This is a genomic window from Streptomyces actuosus (assembly GCF_016921115.1).
Lineage (GTDB): Bacteria > Actinomycetota > Actinomycetes > Streptomycetales > Streptomycetaceae > Streptomyces > Streptomyces actuosus_A.
Genome location: NZ_JAFFZS010000001.1, coordinates 362,874 through 386,205, shown reverse-complemented (window position 1 = coordinate 386,205; position 23,332 = coordinate 362,874). Strand labels below are relative to the sequence as shown.

The window sequence follows — 23,332 nt, the reverse complement described above, 5'->3', positions numbered from 1 at the left end:
CCGCTCCGGCCTGCCCGACGCCTGCCGCCACCGCGGGCCTCCCGGTACCGGCGGCGCCGGCCACCCCGCGCCGAAGCCCCGGCCCCGTCGAGCCGTTCGTCGGGCGCGCGGTGGCGGCACCCGGCCTCCGCTGGCGCAGACGGCGGCGGTCACGGGCCGGCGTACCCGAACGCCGTCAGGCGACGGCCGCCGGCTCCTGCCCATGGTGCGGCGGCCACAGCTCGTGCCAGTGCAACTCGCTCTCCAACTGGGCCGCCAGCGAGATGAGCAGGGGCTCGCTGTTCGCCGGTCCGAGCAACTGCGCGCCGACCGGCAGCCCCGGACCGACGAAGCCGGCGGGGACGCTGACGCCGGGCCAGCCCAGCACGTTCCACGGCCAGGCGTACGGACAGGCGGCGATCATCGCCCGGTCGGTGGCCATCCCGCCGAGGTCCCGCAGCGCTCCGACCCGCGGCGGGGGAGCGGCCGTCGTGGGCGCGAGGACCACGTCGTACGACGCGAAGAAGCCTCCGACACGGCGGTGCAGCACCGCCTCCGCCCGGCGTGCCGCACGCAGCGGCGCCCCGCCGAGCAGCCGCCCGAGCCGGGCGGCGTCCCGGGTGCGCCGGTCCAGCAGCGCCGGGTGGGGCGCGTCGCGCACCCGCTCGGCGATGCCGGCGGTGGCGCGGGGCACGAAGGTCAGTCCGATCGGCCCGTAGGGCGGGTCGGCGCGCTCGACGACGTGCCCCAGCCCCTCCAGCCGCTCGGCGAGGCGCACCACCCGCTCGCGCACCGCGGGGTGCAGGCGCGCGGGTACCGCGGTGAACGGCGGACGCAGGGCCAGGGCGATGCGCAGCCGGCCGGGATCGCGGCCGGCGGCCGCGGCGGCGTCGATCCGAGGGGGCCGGTGCGGGTCGCGGGGGTCGTTGCCGCTCGCGGCGTCCAGCAGCAGGGCCGCGTCGGCGACGGTGCGGGCGAGGGTGCCGTTGACGGTGATGCCCTGGAAGGACTCGCCCAGGGGCCAGGTGGAGATCCGGCCGCGCTGCGGCTTGATGCCGACCAGGTGGGTCCACGAGGCGGGGATGCGGACCGAGCCGGCCCCGTCGGAGCCGAGCGCCGCGGGAACCAGCCCGGCGGCGACCGCGGCGGCGGAGCCCCCCGAGGAACCGCCGGGCGTGTGGCCGTGGTGCCAGGGGTTGCGGGTGGCGCCGAAGGCAGGCCCCTCGGTGAACGGCCACTGCCCGAACTCGCAGGTGTTGGTCTTGCCGACGATCACCGCGCCGGCGGCGCGCAGCCGCCGGACCGCCTCGCCGTCCTCGGCGACGGCCGGGTGGTCGCCGCCGCAGCCGAAGGCGGTCGGTTCGCCCGCCACGTCCATGTCGTCCTTGACCGCCACGGGCACCCCGAGCAGCGGGCGCCGCACCCCCGCGGCCAGCTCCGTGTCGGCCGCGTCGGCCTCCGCCAGCGCGGCACTCGCCCGCACGATCCGGAAGGCGTTGAGGGTGCCCTGCGTCGCCTCGATCCGCGCGAGGGTCTCCTCGACGAGCCGGCGGGAGCTCACCTCGCCCACGGCCAGCGCGTGGGCGGTCTCCGCCAGGCCTGCACAGCGGTCGAGGGTCATGCGCGCACCTCCGGGACTCCGTCGTCTACCGAACGGTAACCTCTGGTGGTGCGTCAGGGGAACGCCTCTCGCGGCCCGTTCGCGCTCCGATCGCGGCGCAGTGCGCGTCGAGCCCCCGCCCCGTCGTCGTGGCTGCGGCCGGGAGCGGGGTCAGGCGCCGGGCCTCAGCCGGCGCAGGGTGGCGGCGAAGTCCTCGGCCATCTCCAGTCGGGCCCGCAGCGTCCGGCAACGGGCGTCGGCCACCGCGCGGTAGGAGTCCAGCCGTTCGCGCAGCAGCCGGAGCTCCTCACCGGCGGGCGGGCCGTCGGCACCGGTCAGCCGGTCGGTGACCTGGAGCAGGTCCCGCATCTCCTCCAGGGAGAAGTCCAGCGGCTTCATGCGCCGGACCACCATCAGGCGCTCGACGTCGGACTCCGTGTACAGGCGGAAGCCCCCCTTGCTGCGCGCGGAGGGGGTCACGAGACCCACCTCCTCGTAGTGGCGGATGGTGCGCAGCGAAAGGCCGGTCCGTTCGGCGACCTCGCCGATCTGCATCTGCCGCTCGCTCGTCACCGGCCGTCTCCTCGGGGTCTCCGACACTTTCCGAACAGGGCAGGCACTCGGTCCACGTGAGAACAATCACAGGTCCTCGACGGCTGTCGACCTGGGTCTTCGCCTGCGCAGCACAAGCCGCACGTCGCACTCTGCCCTTACGTCAGGGTAGAGTTCCGGGGCGTGCCCGGCCTTCGACGGTCGACGGCACCCGAAGGCTTCCGGGCAATGATGCCCGATCGGCGGTCCGCGGACCGCCGCGCTGCCCGGCACGGCTCCCGGCGAGACGGCCGGGCCGCCGGAGCGGTCTCCCCGCCCTGCGGAATCAGGTACGACGCGCGCGCGTGCAGCGGCATGGACGTGGGCGCCCCACACGGAAACGGTTGCATGTCCTCACCGCTGTCCGCGGCCTCCGGGCTGCGTCTGTCCAGGCCCGACTGGCTCTCCTCCCCGAAGGTCTTCCGTACCGAGGTGCTGGCCGGCCTGGTGGTGGCGCTGGCCCTGATCCCGGAGGCCATCTCCTTCTCCATCATCGCCGGCGTCGACCCGAGCGTCGGCCTGTTCGCCTCGTTCACCATGGCCGTGGTGATCTCCGTCGTGGGCGGCCGGAAGGCGATGATCTCTGCGGCGACCGGCGCGGTCGCTCTGGTCATCGCCCCCCTCAACCACCAGTACGGGCTCCAGTACCTGGTCGCGGCCGTCGTCCTGGCCGGCGTGTTCCAGGTCGCCCTGGGCGCGCTGGGGGTGGCCCGGCTGATGCGGTTCGTGCCGCGCAGCGTCATGGTCGGCTTCGTCAACGCCCTCGCCGTGCTGATCTTCATGGCACAGGTGCCGGAGCTGCTCGACGTGCCCTGGGCGGTCTACCCGCTCGTCGTTGCCGGGCTGACGCTGATGGTGCTGTTCCCCAAGGTCACGAAGGTGGTTCCGGCCCCCTTGGTCTCGATCATCGTCCTGACCGTGATCACCGTCGCGGCCGGGATCGCGGTGCCGACCGTCGGTGACAAGGGCGCGCTGCCCTCGACCCTGCCCGTGCCGGGTCTGCCCGACGTGCCGTTCACCCTGGAGACCCTGAAGATCATCGCGCCGTACGCGCTCGCCATGGCGCTGGTCGGTCTGATGGAGTCGATGATGACCGCGAAGCTGGTCGACGACATCACCGACACCCGCTCCGGCAAGACCCGCGAGGCCGTCGGCCAGGGCATCGCCAACATCGTCACCGGCTTCTTCGGCGGCATGGGCGGGTGCGCCATGATCGGCCAGACGATGATCAACGTGAAGGTGTCGGGGGCGCGCACCCGTCTGTCGACGTTCCTCGCCGGCGCGTTCCTGATGGTGCTGTGCATCGTCTTCGGGCCGGTGGTCTCCGACATCCCGATGGCTGCCCTCGTCGCCGTCATGGTGATGGTGTCCTTCGCGACCTTCGACTGGCACTCCGTGGCGCCCAGGACACTGCGCCGCATGCCGCTGGGCGAGACGGTCGTCATGGTGACCACCGTCGCGGTCGTGGTCGCCACCCACAACCTCGCCATCGGCGTCGTGGTCGGCTCCGTCACCGCCATGGTGATCTTCGCCAAGCGTGTGGCCCACCTCGCCGAGGTCTCCGGCGTCGTCGACCCGGACGGAAACCAGGTCGTCTACGCGGTGACCGGCGAGCTCTTCTTCGCCTCCTCCAACGACCTCGTCCACCGGTTCGCCTACCGGGACGACCCCGACGACGTGGTCATCGACCTGTCCGACGCCCACATCTGGGACGCCTCCTCCGTCGCGGCCCTGGACGCGATCGAGACCAAGTACGCCCAGCGCGGCAAGAAGGTCACCATCGTCGGCCTGAACGAGCCCAGCGCCCAGATGCACGAGAAGCTGGCCGGCCGGTTCGCCGGCAGCCACTGACGACCACCCGCGAGGCCGCCCCTCCCGGCCGTCCACGGCCGGGAGGGGCGGCCTTCGCCGTCCCGGGCCCGCCGCTGCCGCGGGGAGGAGCAGACATGGGCGCACGGCGCGGATCGGGCCCGACTCGGGCGTTTTCGTACGAACGGGAGCTCGCTCACTCCGGGACGATCCGGCCGGCGTCATGACCATGACCCGCAGTTGCTGCATCAGGGGCGCGTGCATCGGCCCGTCGGCGCGATAGAAAGGAGTCATGCGGGAGCATGAGGCCCTGACCGAGGGCGTGGATGATGTGGACGCGGTCACCCGTGCGGTGCTGACGGCGTCCAGGCTGCTGGTGGCGGTGTCGGCGCGGTCGTTGGCCGCCGTCGAGGAGCGCGTGACGCTTCCGCAGTTCCGGATGCTGGTGGTGCTGTCGACGCGGGGCGCCACGAAGCTGGTGGCGCTGGCGGAGCTGCTGCAGGTGGCGCCGTCGACCGCCATGCGGATGGTGGACCGCCTGATCGCGGCCGGGCTGGCGGACCGGCAGGTCAACCCGGACAACCGGCGCGAGACGCTGCTGCAGCTGACCGAGGAGGGGCGGAGCACCGTCGCCGAGGTCACCGCCCGGCGGCGGGCCGAGATCGCCGCGATCGTGGAGCGGCTGGACGCCGACCGGCGGGCGGCCCTGGTCGAGGCCCTGACCGCGTTCAACGAGGTCGGCGGCGAGCCGCCCGTCCCGGCCGCCGACGATCTGGAGATGTTCCCGCTGGGCTGGGCGGACGCCGCGGCCAGGCGCGACGGCTGACGACCGGGCCCGCGCCGCGCCGCCGTGCCACGCCCGCTCAGTCGGGCTGCGGTGCGGCGGCGGAGCCGTCCGCCGAGGGGAGCGCCGCGGGGCCGGTCGCGTGAGGAGCCGGCGGGGCCACCTCCGACTGCCTCGGGGTGGCGTCCGCGGAGGTGCCCGACTCCTCCGGCCCGTCCACGGGCGCACCCGACCACAGGACGAGCAGCAGGGTCACGGCCGCTGCCGTTCCGCAGACCCGGACCAGACGCCGCCGGCGGGCCGGACCGTCCAGGTCGCGCCACGCGGTGACGGGGGTCTCGTGCGGCTCCCAGAGGTCGCCGACCGGGTGCCGCAGAACCTCGGGCCGGGGTGCGGACGGCGGCCGCACCGGCGCACCTTCGGTGCGGGCCCGGGCGGACGGCTCGGTGGGCGCCGTGCCCCCGCGCGGGTGGGCGCACTCCCGCAGGAACCGGTCCCACGGGTCGTCCGGCAGACCTCGGACCGGATCCCGCCTGTCCGGATCGTCGCCGCGGCCGGGTTCTCTCGTGCTCAAACCGTCCCCCTCCTGGGTGCCGAGTCGGTGTCCCGCGCCGGTCAGGCCGGGCGGTGTCCGACCGCCGCCGCCAACCGCACGAACGGGATCCGCCGACCCGCCTCGCGGAACGAGGCCGCGCCGCCGTCGACCGGGAACCCCATGAACGCACACAGCCGGCGGGCCGTGCCCGGATGTCGCTGCGCGTAGCCGGCCATGGTCTCGGCGCCGTCGTCGGCGGAGAGGAAGTGCGCCGTCACCGGTATGTGGCGGTTGCCGACCTGGATGAGCGTGTGCGGCTGCCGACGGAGATTGAGGTACCAGTCCGACGACGGGCCGAACCCCGAGGCGACGGTCCACGACGCGCCGCCCTGATCCCTGGTGACGACCTCCAGCACCACCTGCCGGTCGATGCCGGTCGTGCGTCCGACATGGTGCAGGAGCAGCAGCCGCTGCCGGAACAGCGGCGCCAGCCCCGCCCGGAACGCCAGGATCGGCAGGCGCGCGGCGGTCCTGCGCCAGCCGCGGGGGAGCCGCGGGCGGCGGTGGTGCGAGGTGTCGGTTGGCGCCATCTGTCCTCCGCCGGTCACCGGCCCCGACGGCAGGAATCGATCGAGTAACGGACCGAGCGCCTGCCGCGGACCTGCAGAAACATTTGCATAGCCTAAAGGAAGGGGAGGGGTGCCCGCTCGACGAGCGGGTGGCGGCTCCTGGAACCCGAGGAGTGCTGGAGTACGCCATGACCGAGAAGAAACAGCCGGCCAGTACCGAGGTGCTGTCCTGGATGCCGATCGGTGTCATGGCGGTCGTGGCCGGCGTGGATCTCCTGGCCGGGCCCGAGATCGGCTTCCTTCCCCTGGTGTCCCTCGGCCCCGCCTTCGCCGGACTGGTCGGCGGATGGCGCCGCACGGCGATCATCGGACTGGCGGCCCTGCTGCTGTGCCTGGCACTCGGCGCCTACGACGGGCTGCTGGAGGGGCGGCGGGCGGTCACCGCCATGGCCTCGGTCGCCGGGGTGACCTGCGCCGGCGTCGCCGCCGCCGTGATGCGGGGCCGGCGCGAGGCGGAGCTGGCCAACGTCCGTTCCATCGCCGAGGTCGCCCAGCGCGTGTTGCTGCGCCCCGTCCCGCGCACGGCCGGCCCGCTGCACGCGGCCGTGTCGTACACCTCGGCCGTGGCCGATGCCAGGATCGGCGGCGATCTGTACGAGGTGGTCGCCTCCCCGCACGGGGTGCGCGTCATCGTGGGTGACGTGCAGGGCAAGGGTCTCGCGGCGGTCGAGACGGCCGCCGTCGTACTCGGCGCCTTCCGGGAGGCCGCCCACGACGAACCGGAACTGGCGGGGGTCGGCGAGCGGCTGGAGCGCAGCATCGCCCGAGAACTGGAGGGGGAGAGGTTCGTCACCGCCGTCCTCGCCGAGGTCCGGTCGGGCCACGAGGTGGTGTTCCTGAACCACGGCCATCCGGCGCCGCTGCTCGTCCACCGGGACGGCACCGCGGAGTACCCCGAGCCACCCGCCCGCGCGCTGCCGCTCGGCCTCGGCGCGCACGGAGTCGAGCCCCCGCACCCGTACCGCGTCGGCTTCCGGCCCGGCGATCAGCTCCTGCTGTACACCGACGGCGTCACCGAGGCCCGGGACGCCGAGGGCGTGTTCTACCCGCTGGAGGAGCGGGCCCACCTGCTGAAGGACCCGGAGGCGCGCAGCGCCCTGGACGCGTTGCGCGCGGACGTGGTCCGGCACTGCGGCGGACCGCCGCGGGACGACGCCGCCATGCTGCTGCTGCGCTACCACCGCCACGGCGGGAGCGAGGACGCGCCCGCTGCGGCCGCCTGAGGCTTTTGCATAATGCAAGAGAGTCGTGACGACGGGGCGGCTTGCACGGACGGAACGACGGTGAGGACGGAACGGGCATGCGCCGATGGCGTCGACGGCCGGAAACGGTCGCCCCGCATCTGCTGGCGCACCTGAGGGAGACCGTCTGGGGACCCGCGGAGTTCGTCGGGGCACCCCCGTGGCGACTGGTCGCAGAGGGGCTGCTGACCGGACTGCTGGGCGCGGCGGCGATCGTCGGGGGGACGGTCGCGGGCGCCTGGTACGCGCTGCCGTCGCTCGCCTCCGGTGAGGGCGCCCTGGTGTGTGCCGGTGCGACGGTGCTCTACCTGGCCCTGATCGGCGCGGGGCGGGCCCTGATCGGTATCGCCGCGGTCCTCGGTGTCTGCCTCGCCCTCCAGGCACCCCAGGCCGCCGCCGGGGTGGTCCTGGCCGAACGTGGACGCGTGCAGGCGGTCGAGGTGACCTCCGTGCAGCGTGGCCCCGGCGTGACGGCGGCACACGGACGCACCTTCTGCTCCGTGTCCGACGGCGGAGTCGCCCTGGACGTCCACATCTGGCGCGGCTGCGACGACGCCACACGGCCCGGAGACACCGTCGCCGTGGTCTACGACCCCAAGGGCCGGATCCCGCCGCGCGGAGTGGGCGGGGACCTGTCCTGGCGGGGGCCGCTGAGGGGCCTGGCGGGTACGACCGGCGCTCTGGTCGCCGCCTGCGTGCTCGCGGTCGTCCGATCCTGCCGGATCACACCGGCCGAGCCGGGCTGAGCGACCGGCGGCCGGTGGCGCCCGTACGGCCCGTCGGGTGTGTCGGCCGCCTTCTGTGCCTGCGTGTGCCGTCCGCGTCTCGTGCGCAGCCCTCTGACGCACCTCAGCCCGCCGTCCACGGGCGCCCGCGTCCCTCGCGGTCCGGGCCCGCCCGCGGCGTCTGCCCTGGCGGCCTCCTGCGGCGCCGGTCCCCTGCGCCGCCCGCAGGGTGCGCCCACCGGCGTTCCTGCGCCGCCCGCAGGGTGCGCCCACCGGCGTTCCTGCGCCGCCCGGGGGCGTTCGGCGTGTGTCACCCCGGCCTCCGCCCCGTGCGCGGCGCGTGCCGTTCCGTGCCGCCGCGCCTGGGCGGCCCTCCCGTGGCACCCGCCGGCTCGCCGACCTCCTGCCCTTGCTGCCCCTGCCGCGCCTGCCTCCGCGCGGCATCGCCGGCCTCCCGTGCCCACGCCTTCGGCGTGCCGGTGGTGCCCGAAGAGCGCTGCCTCCCCGGGCGCGGCGTCGTGCTGCGCCCGGGGAGGCAGCGGTCCGAGGGGCCGGAGCGGAGCGCGGGTCGCGTCCCCCGGGACGTCAGACGGTGCCGTGCACCTGCCGGGCGGGGGTCCGGCGGACGGACGGCCTGCGGTACGGCTCCGACCCTGTCGTGTGCAGGGCGCGCAGCGCCGCCTGGTGACTGAGCCAGCCGACGGGCTTCCCGCCGGGGCCGTCCAGGACGGGTACACCGGTTCCGGGCGCCGTGACCAGCTGGCGCAGGGCCTGGGCCAGCGGCTCGTCCGCGGTGACGGGCTGGGGGACGTCGGCGAGCCGCCCGACGTCCAGCGGAGCACCGTCCGGCTGCTCGGCGAGGCTCTCCGCGACCGCCTGCGCCGTGACGACGCCGCGGTAGCGGCCGGACGCGTCGAGCACGGGGAGCGCACCGTGCCCGGACAGGCTCAGCAGGTCGGCGGCGTCGGTCAGCGGGGTGGTGGAGGACAGGGGGGAGGGGAGCGGTTCCATGACCGCCTCGACACGCTGACCGCCGATGCGGGCGCCGGGGGCCGGGCCCTCCAGGTCGATGCCGCGGCGCCGCAGCTTCAGCGTGTAGATCGTGTCCCGGGACAGCAGGCGGCTGGTGGCGGTGGCCAGCACGATGGCCAGCATCAGCGGCAGAATGATGGAGTACTCGCCGGTCAGCTCGAAGAGGATGACCACGGCAGTGATGGGTGCCCGGGAGGCGCCGGCGAAGACGGCACCCATGCCGACCAGGGCGTACGCCCCGACCGGGCCGGCCTGCTGGGGCAGCACCTCCTGCACGCCCGCGCCGTAGGCGGCGCCGAGCATCGCCCCGATGAACAGGCCGGGTGCGAAGACGCCGCCCGAGCCGCCGATGCCGATCGTCAGGCTGGTCGCCACCACCTTGCCCACCAGGAGGAGCAGCAGGAAGGCCACCGCGTACCCACCCTCGGTGGCCTTCTGCAGGACGGGGTAGCCGACGCCGTACATCTCCGGCAGGAGGAGCAGCACCACGCCCAGGGCCAGTCCGCCGACCGCGGGACGCAGCCACTCGGGGCCGCGCCAGGCCCAGTCGCAGGCGTCCTCGATCAGGTACAGCAGGCGGGTGAAGCCGACGCCGACGCCTGCGGCGATCACACCGAGCAGCGCGAACAGGCCGAACTGGGCGATGTGGTCGACGTGGAAGTCGGGCAGTTCGAGGAAGGCGGTGTCGCCGAAGGCCGCGCGGCCGATGACGCTCGCGGTCACACTGGCCAGCACCGTCGCGCCGAAGGCTTCGGCGGAGAAGGTGCCGAGGATCAGTTCCATGGCGAAGAAGACCCCCGCCAGCGGCGCGTTGAACGTGGCGGCGATGCCGCCCGCCGCGCCGCACGCGACCAGCAGCTTCATCCGCGTCTCGGTCACCCGGGCCATCCGGCCGAGCGTCGAGCCGAGCGCCGAGCCGATCTGCACGATGGGGCCCTCGCGGCCGACGGAGCCGCCCGAGCCGATGGTGAGCGCGGAGGCCAGCGTCTTGACCACCGCCACCTTGGGGCTGATCCGGCCGCCGCGCTGGGCGACCGCGAGCATCACCTCGGGCACGCCGTGTCCGCGGGCCTCCTTGGCGAACCGTTGCACCAGCGGCCCGTACAGCAGGCCACCGAGCACGGGCACGATCAGTACGAAGTACGGCCCGAGCCACGGCACGCTCGGATGGGCGGAGCCCGGGGCTGCGGCGTAGTCCTCGTGGCCGGAGAAGACGCGTGTGAACGTCTGGATGCACCAGCGGAAGACGATCGACCCCGCGCCTGCTCCGGCGCCGATCACCACGGCGAAGACCATCAGTCCCCAGGGCGCACCGCGCAGTGAATCCATGAGTCGGCGGCGGGGTGGGATGTCGTTGTCGCTCGCTGTGGTGAACCCACGGGTCGTGTCCTCGGTTGCCGGTGTGGCAGTCATCGGTTCTCCTCCCTTACTTTTGCATTATGCAAAACGAGTCAAGTCGGGGGCCCGCCGGGGCTGGGCCACACGAGTGAGCCGGGGAGGCGAAGAGGTCTTCGACGAGAGGGTGTTCGAGGGGTGAGTTCCCTGTTCTTACCGGGACTTGAACCCATCTTTGCATCATGCAAAATACGATGGCGGCGCATGACGCAATCGATCCGGGGGGATCTGGGGCATGAGTGACCGTGTCGCGCGCCGTCGCGCACGACGTCTCGCCGTCGCAGGGGTCGTCGTCCTTGCGTTGGCGGGGACGAACGGGCCGTGGCTGTACCGCTTCGGCAGTGAGAAGTACCACCAGTACGAGATCAACAGATCGGAGTACAAGGCCGCGAACGGTCACTGGGACGTCGTCGACGTCCCCGAGGAGTTCCGGCAGAACACCATCCACGGGGCCCTGCTGAACACGGGCAAGGTGCTGCTGGTGGCGGGGTCGGGAAACAACCTCGACAACTTCGACGCCAAGCGCTTCACCAGCGTGGTGTGGGATCCCGTGAAGAACACCTTCAAGAAGATCCACACCCCGAACGACCTGTTCTGCACCGGTCACATCCACCTGGCCGACGGCAGGCTGCTCTTCGCGGGCGGCACCAAGCGCTACGAGAAGCTCAAGGGTGACGTGACCAAGGCCGGCGGCCTGATGATCGTCCACAACGAGGACCCCGACAAGGCGGTGGACCTGCCCGCGGGCACCGCCTTCGTCGGCCGGGACAACCACAAGACGTTCATCGCCAAGGACGCCGCCCACGTCCCGCCGGCCAAGAAGGTCTTCGACAAGGGGACCGGGCGGTTCCTGCGCACCGAGGCAAGTGTCGACCGCGTCTACGTCGAGGCCGCCCGACGGGGGAAGCGGTACGAGACCGGCACCCAGGAGAACTACCGCGTCAAGGGCCTGACCGGCACCGACGCCCGCAACGTCTACGGCATCGCCAACAAGCTCGGCCTGGACAAGAAGGATTTCCAGGGCATCCGCGACGCCTACGAGTTCGACCCGGCCACCGAGCGGTTCACCAAGGTCCGGTCGATGCACGAGGCCCGCTGGTACCCGACCCTGACGCGGCTCCCGGACGGCCGGGTGCTCGCCCTGTCCGGCCTCGACGACATCGGCCAGGTGGTGCCGGGCAAGAGCGAGATCTACGACCCGGCGACCCGGACCTGGACGTACAGCGGCAGGGTCCGCCAGTTCCCCACCTACCCGGCGGTCTTCCAGCTGCCCGACGGCTCGTTCTTCTACTCGGGCTCCAACGCCGGATACGGACCGGACGACGTGGGCCGCACGCCGGGGATCTGGCACCTCGACACCAACACGTTCACCGAACTGCCCGGCCTGGACGACGCCGACCTCATGGAGACCTCCGGCACGGTGATGCTGCCGCCCGCCCAGGACGAGCGGTTCATGGTCGTCGGCGGCGGAGGGGTCGGGGAATCGACGAAGGCGTCGAGGAAGACCCGCGTCATCGACCTCTCACAGGCCCGCCCCTCCTTCGTGGACGGCCCGGAACTGGACAAGGGCACCCGCTACCCGGAGCTGTCGATCCTGCCCGACGACACCGTGCTGATCACGGGCGGTTCCCAGGACTACCGGGGCCCCGCCGCCGAGAACATCCTCCAGGCGCGCATCTACGACGCGCGGTCCGGTCGCATGCGCCGGGTGGCGGATCCGGAGGTCGGCCGCAACTACCACTCCGGTTCGATCCTCCTGCCCGACGGCCGGGTCATCACCTTCGGCGGCGACTCGCTCTTCGCCGACCGGGCCAAGACCCGCCCCGGGACGTTCGAACAGCGCCTGGAGATCTACACCCCGCCCTACCTGTACCGGGACGCGCGCCCGTCACTGACCGGCGGTCCCACCACCGTCCGGCTGGGATCCACCGCCACCTTCTCGACCCCGCACGCCTCGGTGATCAGAACGGCCCGCCTGATCCACCCCAGCTCCACCACACACGTCACCGACGTCGAGCAGCGTTCCATCGCCCTCGGCGTGAAGAGGACGGCCGACGGCAAGGGCATCCGGGTCACCGTGCCGAAGAACCGCGACCTCGTCCCGGCCGGCTGGTACATGCTGTTCGTCACGGACGACCAGGGCACGCCGTCCGTCGCCCGCTGGGTGCGGGTGCCGTGACCGGGGGCGTCCGGGGCGCCACCCCGCGCACCTCGGTACGTCCCCCCTGACCGCGCCCCGGCGCCGTCCGTCCCGGCAGCCGCCGGGACGGACCCGACCCCTCGGCGCGCCCGCGCCACTCGCCACGCGCCGGGGCAGGGGCGGCCCGGGTCCGGCCCGCGCCGCCGCCCGTTCCACGCGGGCCGGGTCCGGGGCGGCCGGGCTCAGGACGCGGCCGGCGGGATGTTCTGGTTGGCGTGGAAGAAGTTGTCCGGGTCGTAGGCGCGCTTGACGGCGGCCAGCCGCTCGTAGTTGCCGCGGTAGGTGCCCTGGACGCGCTCCGGGCCCTCCTGCTCGCCCAGGAAGTTGATGTAGGAGCCGCCCATGGAGGTGGGGTGCAGGTCGGTCCAGTAGTCGACGCACCACCGGCGGATCAGGTCCGCGTTCGCGGGATCGGGGTCGATGCCTCCGATCACGCCCGACCAGACGGCGTCCCGGTAGGCCCAGGCCGTCTCGTCCGCGCCCACCCGGTGGACGGCGCCGTCCACCGGGTACAGGTGCATGGTCGACAGGTCGGTCGGCAGGTTCTCGCCGTACTTCTCGTGCACCGCGACGGCCTCGTCGGGGATCGCGTCGAAGAAGTCTCCGCGCCAGTACCACTGGAGGCCCTTGGGGATCAGGGCGTCGAACATGCTCTGCAGGGCCGGGTAGGGCATGGGGGTGGTGAAGTGGAAGGCGGGCGGCCCCGGCTCGTTCACCACGGTCAGCACGTCCTCCAGGGGCTTCTGCTCGGGGTCACCGGTGTAGCACCAGACCACGCCGCACATCTTCTGCCCGTGGATGGGCTCCGGGAAGGGCGGCCCGGGCGGGACGACCAGCAACGCGAAGAAGCCGTAGAGCTCCTCGGGCGCGGCCGGCAGGAACTCGCGGTACCACCGCAGCACGTCCCGGGTCCGGTCGACGGGCCACACGGTCACCCCCACCCCGACGGTGTCCACCGGCTCCAGCCCGAAGGTGAAGGAGGTGACCACCCCGAAGTTCCCGCCGCCGCCCCGCAGCGCCCAGAAGAGGTCCGCGTCCCGCTCCGCGGAGGCGGTGACGAACGTGCCGTCGGCGAGGACGACGTCGGCGGACAGCAGGTGGTCGATCGTCAGGCCGTACCGGCGGGTCAGGTACCCGTGCCCGCCGCCGAGGGCGAGTCCGCCCACGCCGGTCGTCGACATGATGCCGGCCGGCACGCCGAGGCCGAACGAGTGGGTCGCGTGGTCGACGTCGCCGAGCTGGCTGCCGCCTCCGACCTGCGCGGTCCGCGCCTCGGGGTCGACGCGGACCCCGCGCATGGGTGACAGGTCGAGCACCAGTCCGCCGTCGACCAGGCACAGCCCCGGACCGCTGTGGCCGCCGCCCCGCACCGACAGCTCCACCCCGTGCTCCCGGGCGAAGGCGACGGCGGTGCGGACGTCCGCGGCGTCGACGCACCGGGCGACGGCCGCCGGCCGTCGGTCGATCATCGCGTTGTAGATGCTGCGGGCCTCGTCGTAGCCCGGGTCCTGGGGGGCGAGGACGGGGCCCCGCATGGTGTCGCGCAGGTTCTGCAGCGCGGTGTCGTCGATGCCGCTCATGGTCGAACACCCCTGTCGAGAGACGGTCTCGGAGGGGCAGCGGGGCGCGCGTCCGGGCGGGCGGCGGGGCGTGTGCGGTATGCGTTAGCGCCTCGGTCGGTACGTGCGACGCGCAGAGGCGCTGCCCCCTCCAGTCTCCGCCACCCGGCGGCGCAGCACATCTCGATGGGTGCCCGCAGCCGTCGCCCCGGCCCGGCATCGGAACGCCCGGCGGTGGTGACGCCCGACGGGGGAGGCGGCCCGGGCTGCGTCCGGGCGTTGCGTCAGAGGTGGGTGCGGTGGCGGTGTGCGGCCTGCGCGGCGGGGCACCGGTCCTCGCAGGATCCGCTGCCGGGCCGACGGCCCGCTCCGCCACGACGGCCCCCGGCGCGGCGGTCGTCGGCAGCGAGGCGCGGGCGGGCGGTGGAAGCGGCCGACGGCCGGCGTGCCGCTCGCTCCGGTGATCCCTGCCGCGTTCACTCCTGGACGCCGAGCGGTCCGGCCGACCGTCGGCCCGACTCCCCCGGAGGCATCATTGCACAGTGCAAACTAGGTGTGTCGGGGATCCGTGCAATCCCGTGCTCGGCCAGCGGGCCGACCGACAGACCCGCGGCGCGGCAGTGCGCGACGAGGCCGGGCAGCGCTCCGAGCGCGGCACGCCAACTGCCGGGCGCGGAGGTGCGGTCGGTGTCGTGCAGCAGGAGCGTCCCCCCGCCCCGCAGATCCGCCGCGGCCGTGGCCTCCACCGTGGCAGGCGTGGCGTCCGCCCGCCAGTCCCGGCCCCATGCCGTCCACAGCACCGGCCGCAGCCCCACCCGGTGGGCGGCTGCCCAGCGGGCGGACGTCAGGATGCCGTAGGGCGGGCGGTACCAGCACGGGCGCCGGCCGGTCAGGTCGTGCACGGCATCGGCCGTCCGCGCGACGCCGCGCAGCTCCCGGGCCGGCGCCGGCAGCCACGGGCGGTCGTGACTCCAGCCGTGCACCGCGAGTTCGTGCCCGCGCCGGACGGTCTCCCGGGCGACGGCCGGATGGCGTACGACGGCCTCGCCGAGGAGGAAGAAGGTCGCCCGCACCCCGAGCTCGTCCAGTGCGTCCAGGAACAGCGGCGTGGACACCGGGTCGGGCCCGTCGTCGAAGGTGAGCGCGACGTGGTCCGGGCGTCCCGTCCCGGCCAGACGCGGGAAGCAGCAGCGGCGCACCGCCGGCAGCCAGGTGGCCGCCGGTCCGATGTGGGCGGCGGCCAGCGCCGCGCACGGCACCAGCACCGCCCCCGCACGCCGCGTCGCCGACGGGCCGGACCTCCTCGCCATCACCCTGCCTCTCCGCTGTGCCGTCACGGTTCCGGGAAAGCCGCCCGTGCCGTACCCGTGTACGGATCCAGCGGCCCGGCCGGCGCGGCGTCCCACCCGCCGCCCACCGAGGGGGCCCGGGCCAGACCGACGCTGCCCAGGCCGATGAGCGCCACCCCGATCGTCTCGGGCACCAGCCGCGCCCCCAGCATCACGTGCTCGTCGAACAGCGCCCACCCCAGAGCGACGCCGGTGAGCGCGTCCCCGAGGGTGAGCGCGGGCTGCGACACCGTCAGGCTCCCGGCGTGGAACGCGCTCTGCAGCAGCAGGAAGGCCGGCAGCCCGACGGCCGCGGTGGCGTACGGCGGCCACGGGGACAGCACCGTCCCCACGCCCTGGGGCAGCCTGCCCATGACCTCCTTGAGCAGCGCAGCCGTGCCCGCGAAGAGCACCGCGGACGCCGGCCCGAGCAGCGCGGCGCGCGGCGGGCCCCGCACGAGGCGGGCGGCCACGAGCAGCAGCACCACGGCCCCCAGCAGGGCCCCGCCCGCCGGCAGCCAGCGTTCGGGCAGCGCCGTGGAGCGGCCCTCGGCGGGCGCCGCCGTCGCCAGGAACAGCGCCATGCCCACGGCCAGCGCAGTGAACGCGTACCAGGTGTGTCCGCCCGGCCGCCGGCGGAAGACCACGCTGCCCACCGCGAGGGTGAACAGAAGCTCGCTCGCCGGCAGTGGCTGGACCAGTGACAGACCGCCGACGGCGAGCGCCGACGCCTGCAGCACGGCCGACACGGCCAGCAGCGCGGCACCGGCCGGCCACGCCGGCCCGGCCGGCACGTGTGCCGGCCGGCGCAGTGCGGAGCGCGCCCCCCTGCCCCCAGCGGGCCCGTCCGTGGCGGCCCGGCGCTGCAGCACCGAGGCGGAGGCGTTCGACAGCGCGGCCAGCAGGGCCAGGACGACGGTGGGGCCGGGCACGCGGCGCCTATCCGAACACGCCGGCGAGCCGCCGGTACAGTCCGGGAGCCGCCCCGCGCACCCGGACGGGCAGCCGCAGCCAGCCGGGTACGTAGACCTCGTCCTTGCCCCGCAGCACCGCGTCCCGGACCGCCTCCGCCACCCGCTCGGGCGGCATCGGGCGGGGCCTCGACCGGTGGTAGGGCACCCCGCGGTGCTCGAAGAACGGCGTGTCCACCACACCCGGGACCACATGGGTGACGCCCACGCCGGTGCCGCGCAGCTCGTAGCGCAGGGCATCGGCGAACGGCCCGAGTGCAGCCTTCACGGCCGAGTACACCGCTTCCCCGCGCACCCCGACGGAGCCCGCGAGGGAACCGATCAGCACCACGCGCCCGGATCCCGCCGCCACCATGTGCGGCACGGCCGAACGCACCAGGCGCAGCGTGGCGAGCAGGTCGACGTCGACGAGTTCCTCGATCGCGGGCCCCGGCATGGCGGTGAAGTCGCCGGCCCAGCCCACGCCGGCGCCCGCCACCAGCACGTCCAGCCCGCCCGCACGGTCCAGGGCGAAGTCCACCAGTTCCTGCTCGGCGCCGCGCCGGGCGAGGTCCGCCGGGAACAGCGCGGTTCGGCCCGGGGGCGCGACCTGCTCCAGTCGGTCCGCATCGCGCCCGGTGAGCACCAGATGCCAGCGGCCCTCGGCCGCCAGCCGGCGGGCGACGGCGGCGCCGATGCCGGAGGAGGCGCCGGTGACGAGGGCGGTCCTCGGGGGAACCGAGCCGTCCGCCTCCCGGCGGGAGACGGCGACGGGGGCGGGCGCTGCCGAACCGGGTGCGAGCGCGGACCGGGCGGAGAACGGGGCGTGCGACATGGTGGGTGACCTCGGCTGCGACGGCGGACTCCGGGAACGAGCAGATGCGCGACGCCTTCCGGATCGTGAGGACGGGGCAGGCACGGAGTATCCCTGCAGCATGCGCCCGAAACGCGAGGTGACGCACGTTTGGGCGGTTTCGTGGACGGACACCTGGGCGTGCGTGGCTGCCCCCTCCTCCTCGCACCGCCCCCGGCCCGGCCGTGCCGGCGGCCCCGTGCGCGTCCTGATCGTCAGTGCGAGCATGGGAGCCGGCCACGACACGGTGGCCGCCGAACTCGCCCGCCGGGCCCGGGAAGCGGGCCACCGGGCCCACGTCGCGGACGTCCTGCAACTGCTGCCGTACGGCCTGGGCAGCGCACTGCACGACTTCTACCGGGCGTCCGTGCGGCACTTCCCCTGGGCCTACGGCGGCCTGTACCGCGCTTTCCTGCGCCGCGGCACCGGCAACCGCCCCAGCGGCGTCCCGCTGGCCCGGCTCGCCGCCGACGCCCTGACGGAGATCGCCGACCGCACGGGCGCGGACGTGGTGGTGCCCGTGTTCCATCTCGCCGCGCAGCTGACCGGACACCTGCGGGAACGGGGTCGGCTGACGGTCCCGAGCGTCGTGTTCGTGATCGACTTCGCCGTGCACCGCCAGTGGCTGCACGCCGGCAACGACCACTACGTCTGCCTCACCGAGGACGCCGCCCGCGTGGTGCGCCAGGACCTCGGTGTGCCCGCCGACGTCACCGGCCCGCTCGTCGCCCCCGGGTTCCTCCGCCCTGCAAGGGGCGCTCCGCGCTGGCGGGAGCTCTTCGACGGGCGGGCTCCCGGGCGGACGGCCGTCCTGCTGTCGTCCGGGGCCTGGGGCGCGGCCTCGCGCCCCGTCGAGACCGCGCGGCTGCTGGCGGAGCACGGCGGCTTCCTCCCCGTGGCGCTCTGCGGCCGCAACGAGCGCCTGCGCCGCCGTCTGTCGACGGTGCCCGGCGTCCTCGCGCCGGCCTGGGTCGAGGACATGCCCGGGCTGATGGCGGCGGCCGGTGCCCTGGTGGACAACGCGGCCGGGCAGACCGCCGTCCAGGCCCTGGCCGCGGGACTGCCGGTGGTGGCGTACCGCCCGCTGCCCGGCCACGGCGCCGAGGGCGTGGCCGCCATGGCCGCGCTCGGTCTGACCCGGCCCGCCCGGGACACGGCAGGTCTGCTCTCCGTCCTGCACCGGCTCACCGCGCCCGGGCCGGACCGGGACCGCGCCGTCGCACGGGGACACGCGGCCTTCCGGGACGACGACGCCGTGCTCCGTGTCGTCGAGCAGGCCGCCCGGGCCGCCAGGGCCACCGGCTGAAACCGCCCTGTCCCGCGTGCGCGCGGGCGACGGTCCTCCCGGGGCCGCAGGGCCGCCGGGCCTCACTTGGGAGCAGGGGAGCGACACCCCGGGTGTGCCCCGGGGCGCACCCGGGCCGGCCCGCCCACCTGGCCCGCCCGGACCCGAACACGCCCCCTGGTGCCCACGGACCGGACGGTCCGAGCGGCCGGCCCGGGCGGCCCGGAACCGCGCTGCCGGGCGGCCCTTCGGGGGGATGCTCCGATGGACGCCGAGTCGCAGGAGCGGGCACAGTCCGAGACGTCAGTCAGTCGATGGGCCAGGCCCGCCGGCGGCGTCACCACGAGCATCGTCACCGTCGGTCGTCCTCGTGCCGATGCAGATGGTGCTCGCTGATCCACCGGCCGAGCATGGACCCGCCGAAGACGACGAATCCCACGCCGATCAGCCACGACTCGACGACCAGCACGATGCCCACCGTTCCGTAGCTGATGGCGTTGTCGACGATGAGCGGGGTGAAGAACAGGGACGAGAAGCCCCGAAGGCCCACCAGGCCTGCCATGGTGGCGACCGCGCCGGGAAACAGCCGCCGCCAGCGGACCTGGCCGCCCAGCAGGAAGCGCTGGCCCCACCAGAAGAACAGCACGCCCGTCGCGGACGACAGGGCGATCCGCGGCGGTCCGGCGAGCGCGCTGCGGGTCTGGACCTCCTGGTACAGGTACCCGGTGAGCATCACCAGCCAGGTGGCCTGCCGCCAGACGCGGTGCCACGGCCCCGGGGGCACTTCCCAGATCCGCTCGTAGCCGTTCTGCACGCCGCCGCCGAGGGCCACGCCGAACACCGCCAGCGCGATGCCGCCCCAGACACTGGTGGTGCCGACCACGTCGGGCGGCGGGCTGATGATGCCGGTCAGGTTCTGCGCCGACTTCCCGGACGCCCCCATCCCGTCCGCCAGCCACGCCGCGAAGCCACCGCGGCCCAACGGGTCGGCCGCCGCCACCACGATCAGCAGCGGCGCCAGGGTGACCAGGGCCAGGGTGGCGAAGCCCGTGGCCCGGTGCATCAGTTCCAGGTCACGGCCACGCCTGACGAGAGGGTGGGCACCGATCCAGCCGGCCCCGTTGCGCACGGCGCGCAGCAGGCGGCGCCCGACGGTGCTGGTCCCGGGTTCGCGCACATCCGGCTGAGTGACCCGGCCCCCGCCTCCCCAAACGGCATCCGGTCACCCGTCCTGTGCCCGGCTGTCCCTCCGCTTCCCTCAGCGCCGGGAAGAGGCTTCGCTCTCCCCGAAGCGCCGTGCGTACCGGTTCGACGCCAGTGCCGTGTGCACGTCCCTCGGGTACGTCCGCAGGGCCACCAGGGTCAGCAGCCCTGCGGCGGCCAGCGGCACCAGGCACACCAGGAACGCGTCCTGCAGCCCTCCGGCCGGCCCGTCTCCCCCGAGCACGTGTGCGGCGAGGACCCCGAACAGCAGGGGAGCACTCGACTCGGAGCCGGACCGTACCGGCGTGCGCGCGGCCTCCGACCTGCCCCACAGGCCCGCCGGGACGACGTCGAGGCGGGCGGTGTCCAGTGGGGGATTCGCCGCCGCCGGCAGCAACACCCGGGCGCCCGCACCGCGGCCACCCGGGACAGTGCCCGGAACCCTCAGCGTCCGCAGCCCCTCCTCCCGGCCGTGCCCTCCGGGCCGCCGGGGCCGATGCGCCGCAGCCGCTCGTTGTGCCAGGCGATCGCACGGCGGATCTCCGGCCCGTGCAGGCCCGTCCGGCGGCCGAGCTCCTCCAGGCCGCGCACGGGCGGACCGGAACCGAACGCGCGGACGATCTTGGCGGCCCAGAGTTCCTCCTGCACGAACGGGCGCCGGAGGTACTCCTCCCGGAGGACCTCGACGTGCTCCGTACCGCAGGCGGTGATCCGCCGCAGCCCGTCGTACCCGTCGTGTGCGGGATGCGCGCAGGAGGAGTCCGGGACGTCCGCGGTCACCGCTTCGGCCTCGGGGAAGGCCGTGCCGCACAGATCGCACAGCTCCAGCGGGACGGGCCGCTGCTGGGCGGCGCCCTTGAAGCGCTTCCACGGCTTCCACATCTCGGCTCCAGTGGGTGTGCGGTGGCCGGTTCAACCGGCGTCGGGCCGTGCGGGGTCGTCCGGCGGACCCGTGCCGTCGACGGCGGGAGGCCCGTCCGTGGTGTTGGTACCCGGGAACGGCTCGGTGTGGAACTCGACGGTGACCTTCTGGAAGCCCTTGAAACTCTCCGCCATGGCGTACGACCGGTAGGCGCGGCGGTCGGCGTGGCTGAGCCGGACGTCGTCGGTGAACGGTGTGAGCAGGCTGCGCGGCCACAGCCGGTGCGAGTGGACCGCCGCGGTCTCCACCGTCAGCACGAACACCAGGGCTCCCAGGTACAGCCAGGCCAGCAGCCCGAGCACGATGGCGAACATGCCGTACGTGGCGCCCGCACCGCTCACGTAGTTCCGCACGTAGTACGTGCCGCCCCACTGCAGCAACTGCCAGGCGCAGGCCCCGCCCAGCGCGGGTACCCACACGTACCGCAGGGTGACCTGGGCGCGGGTGAGGATCCGCACCGTGAGCACCAGCAGGGCGGCGTTCACCACGATCACGGCCAGGACCGCGACCAGCCGGAGTATGCTCCCGACCCGCAGTCCGAACACCTCGTCGAAGGAGGCCGTGGCCAGCACCCCGCTGGTCACGAACAGGCCGACCGCCAGCAGCCCGATGAACATCAGCCCGCGCACCCGGGAGTGCAGCGGATTGGGCCGCGCGTGGCGGGGCACGCCCCAGATCTTGTTCAGCGCGTGCTGGACCGCCTGCGCCACGCCCAGACCGCCGTACAGGCTGCCCAGCACCCCCACGGTCAGGGCCACTCCGTTGCCGCGCAGGGAGTGGATGTTCTCCCTCAGCTGGTCGCCCAGCACCGGGAACTTCCGCAGCGCCGAGTTCAGGACCTGCTCCTGAAGCGCCGGGTCGTTCTGGAGCAGCACCGCCAGGGCGGAGACGAGCAGCAGCAGGAGGGGGAAGAGGGACACGAAGCCGTAGTAGGCGATCAGGGCGGCCAGGAACAGGCCCTGGTCGTCGGCGAACTTGTACAGCACACCCAGCGGCATGCCCAGCCAGTGGTGCCGTCTCTGGAACGCGTCGAGCCGACGCAGCGCCTCCATGGCGCCTCCCGATGACCGAGCCCGGCGGGAGCCGCCGGACATCCCCCGGGTACCACCCGGAGCGCCCGGGATGCCCGTCGCGCCCGGTCGGGCTCGCCGCGGGCCCGGCGGACGGCCGAGGCGGGTCAGCCGCGGTCGCGGGACGGCCGGGCGTGGATGTACAGCTGCTGCCGGTCCCCGACGTCGATCGGCTGGGGGAGTGGCAGCTCGTAGCGGACCGGGCGCCGGTGGTCGGCCAGCTGACGGCGCGGGTTGTAGACGTCGTTGAACTTCCAGAGCATCCGCGCGAAGTTGGTCTGCCCGCGCAGCAGATTGCGGCCGAGCACCCGGCCCGCCCCGATCGCGTTGCGCAGCCCGAGGTGCTTGCGGTTGATCACGGCCTGGGTGCGCACCAGCTCCCGGTAGAACTCCTCCAGCGGCAGCCGGGTGGGCACCACGGCGTGCTGGATGTCGAAGAGCCGGTAGTCGCGGGTGGTCAGACGGCGGGACTCGGTGTGCCAGATCTCCGTGCCCGGATACGGCGTCATCACCGTCAGATGCACGATCTCCGGCACCGACAGGGCGAAATCCCGCACCAGGCGGAACCGGTCGGCGTCCCAGTCCGGATCCACGATGAGGTTGATCGCCACGTTGATGCCGAGCCGGCGGGCGGCCTCCAGGGCGTGGAAGTTGTCGTCCGGGCTGACCCGCTTGCGGAACTGGTCCAGCCCCTCCTCGTCCAGCGCCTCCATGCCGAGGAACATGTACGACAGCCCCAGCCGCGCCCAGCGCTCGAAGACCTCGGAGTTGCGCAGCAGGACGTCGCTGCGCGTCTCCAGGTAGTAGCGCTTGCGGATGCGCCGCCGCTCCAGTTCGGCGGCGATCGCGTTCCCGTGCTCGGGGCGGATGAACGCCACGTCGTCGACGACGAACACGTTGGGCTCGCGGATGCCCGCCAGTTCCTCCGCGGCGGCCTCCGGGGACGCCTTGCGGTAGTTGCGGCCGTAGAACGTCCAGGCCGAGCAGAAGGAGCAGTCCCACGGGCAGCCGCGGGTGAACTCGATCGAGGCGCACGGATCCAGCTCCCCGATGAAGTACCGGTTGCGGCGCCGCATGAGGTCCCGGGCCGGGCGGGGGGCGTCGATGCCGTGCATCAGCAGCGGTGCGGGGCCGCGCCCGTGCGGGGTGACGACGCCGGGGACGTCGTCCACACCGCCGTCCCGGACGGCCTCCAGCAGGGGGACGACGGCGGGTTCCCCCTCGCCCCGGACCACCGCGTCGACTGCGCCCTCGGCCTGCTCCAGCACGTCCGGGGCGACGAAGGACACGCTGTGCCCGCCGAAGAAGACGAAACAGCCCGGCACGGCCGCCTTGACCCGGCGGGCGATCTCGATGGCCTCCGGGATGTTGGCCAGGTAGTTGAGGGAGATCCCGAGGGCCTCGGGACGGAAGGCGCCGATCTCCGTGTCGAGCTCGCGCCGGTCGAGCACCTGGAGATCGACGATCCGGACCTCGTGCCCCGCCTCCCGGGCGGCACCGGCAACCCGTTCGAGCCCGAGCGGCTCCAGCCGGAGGAAGATCTCCGAGTACATCAGGGCGCTGGGGTGGACGAGCAGCAGACGCATGATCACCTCACAGGCGGTTCGGGCAGCAACCGGGGTATCCGCATGTGGCCCCCGGG

Annotated in this window: 20 protein-coding genes; 6 read left to right on the top strand and 14 right to left on the bottom strand. The window is 74.0% G+C overall.

Annotated features, from left to right (window positions below; all coding sequences use genetic code 11):
- Nucleotides 1–175: 175 nt before the first annotated feature.
- Nucleotides 176–1,600, bottom strand: a complete 1,425-nt coding sequence (locus tag JS756_RS01750) for an amidase (RefSeq protein ID WP_205381075.1) — start codon at nucleotides 1,598–1,600, stop codon at nucleotides 176–178.
- A 150-nt stretch (nucleotides 1,601–1,750) separates the two neighbouring features.
- Nucleotides 1,751–2,134: a MerR family transcriptional regulator gene (locus tag JS756_RS01745; RefSeq protein WP_205381287.1), complete on the bottom strand. Its 384-nt coding sequence runs from the start codon at nucleotides 2,132–2,134 to the stop codon at nucleotides 1,751–1,753.
- A 384-nt stretch (nucleotides 2,135–2,518) separates the two neighbouring features.
- Between JS756_RS01745 and JS756_RS01740 the strand changes: the two genes are divergently transcribed.
- Nucleotides 2,519–4,021 carry a SulP family inorganic anion transporter gene (locus JS756_RS01740; RefSeq protein ID WP_205381074.1) on the top strand — a complete coding sequence of 501 codons (1,503 nt, stop codon included), beginning with the start codon at nucleotides 2,519–2,521 and terminating at the stop codon, nucleotides 4,019–4,021.
- Nucleotides 4,022–4,271: 250 nt separating this feature from the next.
- Nucleotides 4,272–4,805, top strand: coding sequence for a MarR family winged helix-turn-helix transcriptional regulator (locus JS756_RS01735; RefSeq protein ID WP_205381073.1), 534 nt, complete (start codon nucleotides 4,272–4,274; stop codon nucleotides 4,803–4,805).
- Nucleotides 4,806–4,842: 37 nt separating this feature from the next.
- Here JS756_RS01735 and JS756_RS01730 read toward each other — a convergent pair whose 3' ends face one another.
- Complete coding sequence (locus JS756_RS01730) at nucleotides 4,843–5,337, bottom strand: hypothetical protein (protein ID WP_205381072.1); 495 nt, start codon at nucleotides 5,335–5,337, stop codon at nucleotides 4,843–4,845.
- A 41-nt stretch (nucleotides 5,338–5,378) separates the two neighbouring features.
- Complete coding sequence (locus tag JS756_RS01725) at nucleotides 5,379–5,888, bottom strand: nitroreductase family deazaflavin-dependent oxidoreductase (RefSeq protein WP_205381071.1); 510 nt, start codon at nucleotides 5,886–5,888, stop codon at nucleotides 5,379–5,381.
- 167 nt (nucleotides 5,889–6,055) lie between these two features.
- Between JS756_RS01725 and JS756_RS01720 the strand changes: the two genes are divergently transcribed.
- Both JS756_RS01720 and JS756_RS01715 read left to right on the top strand, forming a co-directional pair.
- On the top strand, nucleotides 6,056–7,150 hold the full coding sequence (locus tag JS756_RS01720) for a PP2C family protein-serine/threonine phosphatase (protein WP_205381070.1): 1,095 nt from the start codon (nucleotides 6,056–6,058) through the stop codon (nucleotides 7,148–7,150).
- A 77-nt stretch (nucleotides 7,151–7,227) separates the two neighbouring features.
- The gene (locus JS756_RS01715) at nucleotides 7,228–7,914 is read left to right on the top strand and encodes a hypothetical protein (RefSeq protein WP_205381069.1); all 687 of its coding nucleotides are present in this window, start codon (nucleotides 7,228–7,230) and stop codon (nucleotides 7,912–7,914) included.
- A gap of 564 nt (nucleotides 7,915–8,478) precedes the next feature.
- Here JS756_RS01715 and JS756_RS01710 read toward each other — a convergent pair.
- Entirely contained in the window at nucleotides 8,479–10,221 is a 1,743-nt protein-coding gene (locus JS756_RS01710; RefSeq protein ID WP_205381286.1) for a chloride channel protein, read from the bottom strand.
- A gap of 334 nt (nucleotides 10,222–10,555) precedes the next feature.
- Here JS756_RS01710 and glxA point away from each other — a divergent pair, with 334 nt between their 5' ends.
- Nucleotides 10,556–12,499: a radical copper oxidase GlxA gene (gene glxA / locus JS756_RS01705; protein WP_205381068.1), complete on the top strand. Its 1,944-nt coding sequence runs from the start codon at nucleotides 10,556–10,558 to the stop codon at nucleotides 12,497–12,499.
- A 203-nt stretch (nucleotides 12,500–12,702) separates the two neighbouring features.
- Here glxA and JS756_RS01700 read toward each other — a convergent pair whose 3' ends face one another.
- From JS756_RS01700 to JS756_RS01685, 4 genes are all read right to left on the bottom strand, one after another.
- Complete coding sequence (locus JS756_RS01700) at nucleotides 12,703–14,100, bottom strand: FAD-binding oxidoreductase (protein WP_205381067.1); 1,398 nt, start codon at nucleotides 14,098–14,100, stop codon at nucleotides 12,703–12,705.
- 455 nt (nucleotides 14,101–14,555) lie between these two features.
- Nucleotides 14,556–15,389 carry a polysaccharide deacetylase family protein gene (locus JS756_RS01695; RefSeq protein WP_205381066.1) on the bottom strand — a complete coding sequence of 278 codons (834 nt, stop codon included), beginning with the start codon at nucleotides 15,387–15,389 and terminating at the stop codon, nucleotides 14,556–14,558.
- A 23-nt stretch (nucleotides 15,390–15,412) separates the two neighbouring features.
- Entirely contained in the window at nucleotides 15,413–16,339 is a 927-nt protein-coding gene (locus JS756_RS01690) for a DMT family transporter (RefSeq protein ID WP_205381065.1), read from the bottom strand.
- Between the two features lie 7 nt (nucleotides 16,340–16,346).
- Nucleotides 16,347–17,192: an SDR family NAD(P)-dependent oxidoreductase gene (locus JS756_RS01685; protein WP_205381064.1), complete on the bottom strand. Its 846-nt coding sequence runs from the start codon at nucleotides 17,190–17,192 to the stop codon at nucleotides 16,347–16,349.
- Between the two features lie 244 nt (nucleotides 17,193–17,436).
- Here JS756_RS01685 and JS756_RS01680 point away from each other — a divergent pair, with 244 nt between their 5' ends.
- Complete coding sequence (locus tag JS756_RS01680) at nucleotides 17,437–18,516, top strand: MGDG synthase family glycosyltransferase (protein ID WP_205381285.1); 1,080 nt, start codon at nucleotides 17,437–17,439, stop codon at nucleotides 18,514–18,516.
- 331 nt (nucleotides 18,517–18,847) lie between these two features.
- Here the strand turns inward: JS756_RS01680 and JS756_RS01675 are convergent, their stop codons facing one another.
- From JS756_RS01675 to hpnR, 5 genes are all read right to left on the bottom strand, one after another.
- Complete coding sequence (locus JS756_RS01675; RefSeq protein ID WP_205381284.1) at nucleotides 18,848–19,636, bottom strand: YhjD/YihY/BrkB family envelope integrity protein; 789 nt, start codon at nucleotides 19,634–19,636, stop codon at nucleotides 18,848–18,850.
- Between the two features lie 117 nt (nucleotides 19,637–19,753).
- Nucleotides 19,754–20,098 carry a hypothetical protein gene (locus tag JS756_RS01670; RefSeq protein ID WP_205381063.1) on the bottom strand — a complete coding sequence of 115 codons (345 nt, stop codon included), beginning with the start codon at nucleotides 20,096–20,098 and terminating at the stop codon, nucleotides 19,754–19,756.
- Nucleotides 20,099–20,142: 44 nt separating this feature from the next.
- Nucleotides 20,143–20,580 (bottom strand): hypothetical protein, encoded by a 438-nt coding sequence (locus JS756_RS01665; protein WP_205381062.1) that lies wholly within the window; start codon nucleotides 20,578–20,580, stop codon nucleotides 20,143–20,145.
- Nucleotides 20,581–20,610: 30 nt separating this feature from the next.
- Complete coding sequence (locus JS756_RS01660) at nucleotides 20,611–21,672, bottom strand: YihY/virulence factor BrkB family protein (protein WP_205381061.1); 1,062 nt, start codon at nucleotides 21,670–21,672, stop codon at nucleotides 20,611–20,613.
- A gap of 125 nt (nucleotides 21,673–21,797) precedes the next feature.
- A complete protein-coding gene (gene hpnR / locus JS756_RS01655; RefSeq protein ID WP_205381060.1) occupies nucleotides 21,798–23,276 on the bottom strand; it encodes a hopanoid C-3 methylase HpnR in 1,479 nt (492 codons plus the stop codon).
- Nucleotides 23,277–23,332: the final 56 nt, after the last annotated feature.